Annotated in this window: 4 protein-coding genes; 1 reads left to right on the top strand and 3 read right to left on the bottom strand. The window is 72.6% G+C overall.

The features are described 5' to 3' along the window. Window positions 1-199: 199 nt before the first annotated feature. Window positions 200-3,280 (top strand): bifunctional proline dehydrogenase/L-glutamate gamma-semialdehyde dehydrogenase, encoded by a 3,081-nt coding sequence (locus ACOJSN_RS10225; protein WP_420112391.1) that lies wholly within the window; start codon window positions 200-202, stop codon window positions 3,278-3,280. A gap of 132 nt (window positions 3,281-3,412) precedes the next feature. Here ACOJSN_RS10225 and ACOJSN_RS10220 read toward each other — a convergent pair whose 3' ends face one another. From ACOJSN_RS10220 to ACOJSN_RS10210, 3 genes are all read right to left on the bottom strand, one after another. Then, window positions 3,413-4,123, bottom strand: a complete 711-nt coding sequence (locus ACOJSN_RS10220) for an NUDIX hydrolase (RefSeq protein WP_420112390.1) — start codon at window positions 4,121-4,123, stop codon at window positions 3,413-3,415. A 52-nt stretch (window positions 4,124-4,175) separates the two neighbouring features. Beyond that, window positions 4,176-5,021, bottom strand: coding sequence for a hypothetical protein (locus tag ACOJSN_RS10215; RefSeq protein ID WP_420112389.1), 846 nt, complete (start codon window positions 5,019-5,021; stop codon window positions 4,176-4,178). After that, window positions 5,018-5,564: LuxR C-terminal-related transcriptional regulator (locus ACOJSN_RS10210; RefSeq protein ID WP_420112388.1), on the bottom strand; the 547-nt coding region annotated here is incomplete at its 5' end. The genes ACOJSN_RS10215 and ACOJSN_RS10210, both read right to left, overlap by 4 nt.

The raw sequence follows: 5,564 nt of genomic DNA, 5'->3' as shown, positions 1-5,564 counted from the left end.
GGCAGTCCCCCCGCCACGAGCGCGCGCAGCCGGGCGACCGAGCGCGGCGGCCGGGCGATGCGCAGGACCTCGTCGGTGAGCGTGAACAGCAGTTCCCGACCCTCCGGCTCGGCCAGCAGTCGACCGAGACGGTCCGCGCGCCGGCGCCCTCGCGGCCCGCGTCGCCCCCGGTGTCGTCGTGCCCGTCGCCCGGGCTCGCATGCGCCAGATGGTCGGCCACCTCCTCGTCGACTCGCGCGACCCCGCGCTCGGCAAGCACCTCGCGGCGGCGCGTGCGGAGGGCTACCGCCTCAACATCAACCTCCTCGGCGAGGCGGTGCTCGGCGAGGCGGAGGCGCAGGCCCGCGCCGAGCGCACGCGCGCTCTGCTCGAGCGCGCCGACGTGGACTACGTCTCCATCAAGGTCTCCTCTCTGGTCTCCCAGATCAGCACCTGGGACACGGCCGGCACCACCGCGCGCGTGCTCGAGCGGCTCCGGCCGCTCTACCGCGCCGCCGCGGCCGCGCACCCGCCGAAGTTCGTCAACCTCGACATGGAGGAGTACCGCGACCTCGAGCTCACCCTCGACGTGTTCGAGGCCATGCTCAGCGAGCCCGAGTTCATCCACCTCGAGGCCGGCATCGTGCTGCAGGCCTACCTCCCCGACACGCCCGCCGCTCTCGAGCGGCTGATCGAGTTCGCTCAGCGCCGCCACGAGCGGGGTGGCGCGCGCATCAAGATCCGGCTCGTCAAGGGCGCGAACCTCGCGATGGAGCGGGTCGAGGCCGAGCTGCACGGCTGGCCGCAGGCGCCGTATCCCACCAAGGACGAGGTCGACGCCAACTACCTGCGCCTCCTCGAGCGCGCCTTCCGCCCCGAGGTCTGCGAGACCCTCCGGATCGGGGTCGCCTCCCACAATCTCTTCGACGTCGCGTTCGCCTCGCTGCTCGCCACCCGCCGCGGGGTCGCGGCCGCGATGGACGTGGAGATGTTGCAGGGGATGGCCCCCTCACAGGCGCGCGCGGTCCGCGCCGACGTGGGCCACACCAGCCCCGTGATCCTTTACACGCCCGTGGTCGCACGCGCCGACTTCGATGTCGCGGTCTCCTACCTCGTGCGCCGACTCGAGGAGAACGCCGCTCCCGAGAACTTCCTGCACGCGCTGTTCGCCGGCGGAGAGGACGCCCTGGCCGATCAGGAGCGACGCTTCCGCCGCAGCGTGGCCGCCTCCGCCACCACCGCGAGCGGCCCCCGCCGCACCACCTCACGCCCCGCGATCACCGAGACCTTCGCCAACACGCCCGACGCCGATCCGGCCGTTCCCGAGGTCCGCTCCCGTGCCGCCGAGCTCGTCGCCGCCGACCCCGGCGAGCCCACCTCTGGAGTGCTCACCGATCAATCAGCGGTCGACGGCGTGATCTCGCGCGCCATCGAGGTCCAGCCCGGGTGGTCCATCCGGTCCGGGCGCGACCGCGCCCGCACGCTCCGCGCGGCTGCCGCCGCGGTGGAGCGGCGCCGCGACGACCTCGTCACCGCCATGGCGGCCGAGGGTGGCAAGACCGTGGCCGAGGCCGACCCCGAGGTGAGCGAGGCCGTCGACTTCGCCCGCTACTACGCCGACTCCGCCGAGCGGCTCGACGACGTCGCACTCGCCGACGGACTCGAGCACCAGCCCGACCGGGTGGTGCTCGTGACCCCGCCGTGGAACTTCCCGGTGGCGATCCCCACCGGGGGTGTGCTCGCAGCGCTGGCGGCCGGCTCCGCCGTCGTGATCAAGCCCGCGCCGCCCACGCCGCGATGCACGGAGATCGCGGTCGAGGCCGTGCGCGAGGCGCTCACCGAGACCGGGGTCGATCCCGACCTCGTGCAGGTGGTGCGCACCGACGAGGGCGAGGTGGGAAAGGCGCTGGTGACCCACACCGACGTCGAGACCGTGATCCTCACCGGCGCCTACGAGACCGCGCAGCTCTTCACCGGCTGGCGCGCCGACCGGCCGAACGGCCCGCGCGTCTACGGCGAGACCAGCGGCAAGAACGCGCTGATCGTGACGCCGAGCGCGGACTACGACCTCGCCGTCGCCGATGCCGTGCGCTCGGCGTTCGGGCACGCCGGGCAGAAGTGCTCAGCCGCCTCGCTGCTGATCCTCGTGGGATCGGTGGCCACCTCGGAGCGATTCCGGCGGCAGCTGCTCGACGCCGTCGGCTCGCTGCGGGTGGGCTGGCCGAGCGACCTCGGCGCCGGCATGGGACCGGTGATCGAGCCGCCGCAGGGCAAGCTCGCCGAGGCGCTCACCACGCTCGGGCCGGGGGAGAGCTGGGCCGTTGAGCCGCGTCAGCTCGACGAGACCGGGCGGCTCTGGTCGCCCGGCGTCAAGGCCGGTGTGCAGCCGGGTTCGCCGTTCCACCTCACCGAGTACTTCGGCCCGGTCCTCGGCGTCATGACCGCCGACACGCTCGAGGAGGCGATCGAGTGGCAGAACGCAACCCCATACGGGCTCACGGGCGGTCTCCACAGCCTCGACGAGGCCGAGATCACCCACTGGTTGGACGCCGTCGAGGTGGGCAATGCCTACGTCAACCGGCACACGACCGGGGCGATCGTGCAGCGGCAGTCCTTCGGAGGGTGGAAGCGCTCCGCCGTGGGGCCGGGTGCCAAGGCCGGTGGCCCGAACTACGTGGCCCAGCTCGGGACGTGGAGCCAGGCGCGCACGCCCACCTCGGCCGGTGAGGTCGGGCCGCGCGTCGGCGCGATCCTCGAGGCATCCCGGCGCTGGCTGGCGGATACCGAGCACACGTGGCTGCGCAGTGCAGCGGAGTCCGATGCCCACGCCCGCGGCCTGTACTCGGTGGAGCTGGACGCCAGCGGGTTGCGCGCGGAGTCGAACGTCTTCCGATACCGGCCGCTGCCGGGGCTCGTGGTCCGGGGGAGCGCCGACGCCGGGCGAGCCGCCCTGCTGCGGGTGCTGCTGGCCGCCGAGTGTGCCGGTGTCCCGGTGGAGGTGAGCATCGACCCCGAGGTGGAGCTGCCCGAGCAGATGGCCGCCTGGGCGCAGGCGCAGCAGTGGGTCACCGAGACAGAAGCCGAGGTCACCGCCCGGATCGCCGCCGGCGAGGTGCGCGGGCGTGTCCGCGTGGTCGGCGACGCCGCCGCGCTCTGGCCCGCCACGCTCGAGCCTGCGGCCGAGGTGACGCTGCTGGTGGGCCGCGTGCTCGCCTCCGGCCGCCGCGAGCTCCTCACCGTGCTGCGCGAGCAGGCGATCAGCCGCACCCAGCACCGGTTCGGGCACCTGAACCGGCGCTAGCGGTGAGTCCAGTCCCACTCCTTCCAGGGTGCGGTGAGTCCAGTCCCACGACACCGTAGTGAGTCGGACCTGACTCACCGCTACTGCAGGGGGGTGGGACCAGGGTCACCGGCGTGGCTGCCAGCGGGCAGGTCACGGCTCGCGCAGGTGGCTGCCGCGGGCCTCGTCCATGCTCATCACGTGCACGCGCTCACGTGGCCACGGGCGTGTCCAACCGAGCTCGGTGAACAGGTGGTCCAGCAGGTTGCCGGTAAAGCCCCACACCCAGCCGCTGTCCAGCTCGAAGCCGGCGCTGCGGTGGCCAGCGATCGTGACCGTGGCTCGGGTGGCGGGCTCGAGCAGGTCGGCGACCGGCACCCGCAGCGTGTGCAGCACCTCGCCGGGCGCGATCTCGCTCACCTCGTCGGGGGAGTCGGTCCAGCCGAGGACGGGGTGCACCACGAACCCGCTGATCGGGACCAGCACCGGTTCCAGCTCGGCGAGCACCTCCACGTGCCGCGCTGCCAGCCCGATCTCCTCCTCGGTCTCACGCAGCGCCGCCTCGACCTCGGTCTCGCCGTGCTCCAGCCGCCCGCCCGGCAGCGCGATCTGACCCGGGTGGTGCCGCAGCAACGGTGAGCGCTGCACCAGGAAGAGGTCGACGGCGTCGCTCACCCCGTTCGTGGCCCGCGCCCGCCTGTCGGTGGGCGCGAACAGCACGAGCACGGCGGACGCCCGGTACTGCGCGGCGCGCTCGGCGTCGTAGGCGTGCGGGCCGCCCAGCGGCCTGATCCCCGCGGCGACCACCTGCGCGACGAGCCGCTGCAGCGCCTCCCGCCCCGGGTGATCGGTGGGCGAACTCACCACCCCACCCTACGGTTTCACCGCTCTCTCGAACCTCAGCGGTGACATCGGGTCAGTCGGTGGAGTAGCCGATGGTGGCGTCGCCGGCGCTGACCTGCACGTGGAGGCTGTGCTCGGACGCGGGATCGGTGCGGACGTCGATCGTGCGGTCGCCGGCCGAGACACCGCCGCTGACGGCGTAGGCGGCGTCCGGGAGGTCGAGGTCGGCGTCCCCGGCACTCACGTGGACATCCGTGCTCTCCGGCGGCGCGCCGGTCACGGTGCCGTGGAAGCTACCCGCACTCACACGCACCGAGATCGTCCTCGGGTCGGAGGTGATCACGGTCGCGTCGCCCGCGCTGACCTTCGCCTCGAGTGAGGTGCTCGCACCGACGAGGACAAGTGAGCCTGCCGAGACGTCGATCGCCACGTCCGCGAGGTCGCCGTCGACCTCCATGCCGCCCGCACTGACGTCCAGCACGGCGGAGACGGCGCCCTCGAGATCGCGCGGAAGGACCAGCTCGGCCTCGCTGCGGGACCCGCCGAAGTCGGGCCAGATCCACCGGTTCCCTTGCTCGCGAACCACGAGCCGGTTGCCGTCGACCTCGAACCTCCAGTCGACGTCGCTGCGCCATCCGCTCGAGGTGACCTCGAGCGTGGCCTCCTCGACGTCGGCGAAGGAGATCGCAAGATGACCGCTCGAGATGCGCGCATCGAGCTCGGTGACGTCCTCGACGTCGGCAGCGTAGGTCGCATGCCGGGTGTCGGCGCTGGACCTGATCCCGAAGCCCACCGCCTGCAGCACCAGCGCGCCGATGACGACCACTCCGGTGAGGGTCACGAGCGTCATCACCCAGCCGTTCCGTCTGGGAGGAGGGGGAGTGATCGGGGCGTCCTCGATACGGATGTCGGTCGTCATCGCTGCTCCGTTCCGGGCTGTGAGTCGAGGTGGGCGAGCACGGCCAGCACACGCCGGTTGCCGGCGGTGCCTGGCTCCAGGTCAAGCTTGGTGAACAGCGACGAGATGTGCTTCTCGACGCTGCCCTCGGAGATGTAGAGCGATCCGGCGATCGCCTGGTTGGAGCGGCCCTCGGCCATCAGCCCCAGCACCTGGGACTCGCGCTCGGTCAACCGGGAGAGCTTGCTGTCGCGATGGCGCCGAGTCAGCAGCTGCGCGACCACCTCGGGGTCCAGCGCGGTGCCGCCGGAGCCGACGGTCTCCACGCTGGCGAGGAACTCCTCCACGTCGGCCACCCGGTCCTTGAGCAGGTAGCCGAGGCCACCGGTGTTGGCGGCGATCAGCTCGGTCGCGTACCGCTCCTCGACGTACTGGCTGAGCACCAGCACCGCAAGGTCCCGGTGCGACGCGCGCAGCCGCAGCGCTGCTCGGATGCCCGCGTCGGTGAAGGTCGGGGGGAGCCGCACGTCGAGGCTGGCCAGATACGGCTGCGTCGCCACGACC

Source organism: Pseudactinotalea sp. (genome assembly GCF_048594945.1).
Taxonomy (GTDB): Bacteria; Actinomycetota; Actinomycetes; order Actinomycetales; family Beutenbergiaceae; genus Pseudactinotalea.
The sequence above is the reverse complement of the archived record's forward strand: the minus strand, read 5'-3'. Positions and strand labels throughout refer to the sequence as shown.